General features: G+C 71.7%; 2 protein-coding genes and 1 pseudogene. All 3 read right to left on the bottom strand.

Annotated elements, in window-relative coordinates; translation table 11 throughout:
* Positions 1-326, bottom strand: a pseudogene (locus ACFQ4E_RS20535) (diaminopropionate ammonia-lyase); the annotation flags it as partial.
* Positions 323-784, bottom strand: a complete 462-nt coding sequence (locus tag ACFQ4E_RS20530; protein ID WP_386806398.1) for a RidA family protein — start codon at positions 782-784, stop codon at positions 323-325. The pseudogene ACFQ4E_RS20535 and the gene ACFQ4E_RS20530, both read right to left, overlap by 4 nt.
* The coding region (locus tag ACFQ4E_RS20525) for an amidase family protein (RefSeq protein ID WP_386806397.1) at positions 781-1,542 on the bottom strand (762 nt) is incomplete at its 5' end. The genes ACFQ4E_RS20525 and ACFQ4E_RS20530, both read right to left, overlap by 4 nt.

The raw sequence follows: 1,542 nt of genomic DNA, 5'->3' as shown, positions 1-1,542 counted from the left end.
GCGGCGGCGGCGATCTCGTCCGCGCCGATCCTCCGCCCGGAGGCTTCGGAGGCCGCCCGGGCCAGCACCCGCGCCACCGCATAGGCGGCGCCGAGCGCCTTGAAGCTGCCGATCCCGAAGCGCGGACCCTCGTCCTTGAGGTCGATCCGCGCGACGCCCGCCTCCAGCGCCAGCTGCGGCAGGGACACGAGCGGCGTCGGCGCGTAACCCTCCCAGCTGGTGATCACGTCGCGGGCCTCGGCAAGCGCCCGGTCCGAAAGGATCGCATCCTGCGTTTCGGTCCAGGGCGCGTCGCGCCGCGCCAGATCGTTGCGGATCAGTTTCATGACACCGCCATCATGGCATCGACCTCGACCGCCGCGTTGACCGGCAGGCTGGAGACGCAGACCGCCGTGCGCGCGTGCCGTCCGGCCTCGCCGAAGAGCTGGATGAACAGATCCGACGCCCCGTCGATCACCTTGGGCCCCTGCCCGTATCCCGGCACCGCGTTGACGAAACCGCCAAGCCGCAGCACCGTCTCGATCCGGTCGAGCGAGCCGAGCGCCTCGCGCGCGCAGAACAGCAGGTTCAGCGCGCACATCCGCGCCGCCGCCTGCATCTCGTCCATGTCCGTGTCGTCCGAGACCGGCCCGAACCAGCGCGGCTCACCGTTCCATTCGCAGATCTGCCCCGAGAGGATCAGGAGCCCGTTCCACATCCGGTATTTCACGAAGCTCGCACGCGGCGGGCAATCGGGCGGCAGCTCCAGCCCCAGCTCTGCCAGTTTCTCTTCGATCCGGCTCATGACGTCAGTGCCTCCACCAGCTCCATCGCCCGCGCGATCAGCGCCAGGTCGCTGCCCGGTGGGCCGATGAGCGACAGCCCCAAGGGCGCGCCCTCGAGCGTGAGCGCCGGGAAGACCACCTGCGGCAACCCGCCGACCCCCGCGACGCAGAGAAGCCGCCGCGCCTGTGCGCCGAAAGCGAGCTGTGCTGCAACGCCCGCATCCGCGCGGATCGGTGCGTCATGAACGACCGGAGCAAGCGCGGGACCTGGGGCGAGGCGGACCGAGAGATCCTCGGCCATCTCCACCCGCCGCGCGCGCCACTGCGCCTCGGTTTCGGCATCGACGGCGAGCGCGCGGGCGTAACGGTCGGCGATATAGGGTCCGAGCGGCGGTTGCCGCTCCGCGATCCAGGCCCCATGGGTGGCGACGACCTCTCGCGATTGCAGCATGTCGAAGCAGTCATGCATCTCGGCGGGATCGGCGACGTAGAGCGCGCCGGTATCGGGCGCGAGCCGGTCCATGAGAGGCGTCAGCGCCGCGCGGGCCGTGGGAGTCAATTCCGGGAGCATGTCGCCCGCCTGCCAGAGCGCGGAGCCGAGCGCCGCGCTGTCCGGTCCCATCAGGACACCCGCCGCGGCCAGAAGCGCCGTACCGTCCCGGGCGAAGAGCCCGCAGGTGTCGAAGCTCGGCACCAGCGGCATGCAGCCCGCGAGCGGCGCGCGGCCCCAGGTGGGGCGCAGCCCCCAGGTGCCGCAGAAGCTTGCGGGCGCGCGCAC

The sequence above is a fragment of the Litorisediminicola beolgyonensis genome, assembly GCF_042679605.1.
Classification (GTDB): Bacteria; Pseudomonadota; Alphaproteobacteria; order Rhodobacterales; family Rhodobacteraceae; genus Litorisediminicola; species Litorisediminicola beolgyonensis.
Note: the sequence above shows the minus strand (reverse complement) of the source record. Positions and strands in the feature narration are given on the sequence as shown.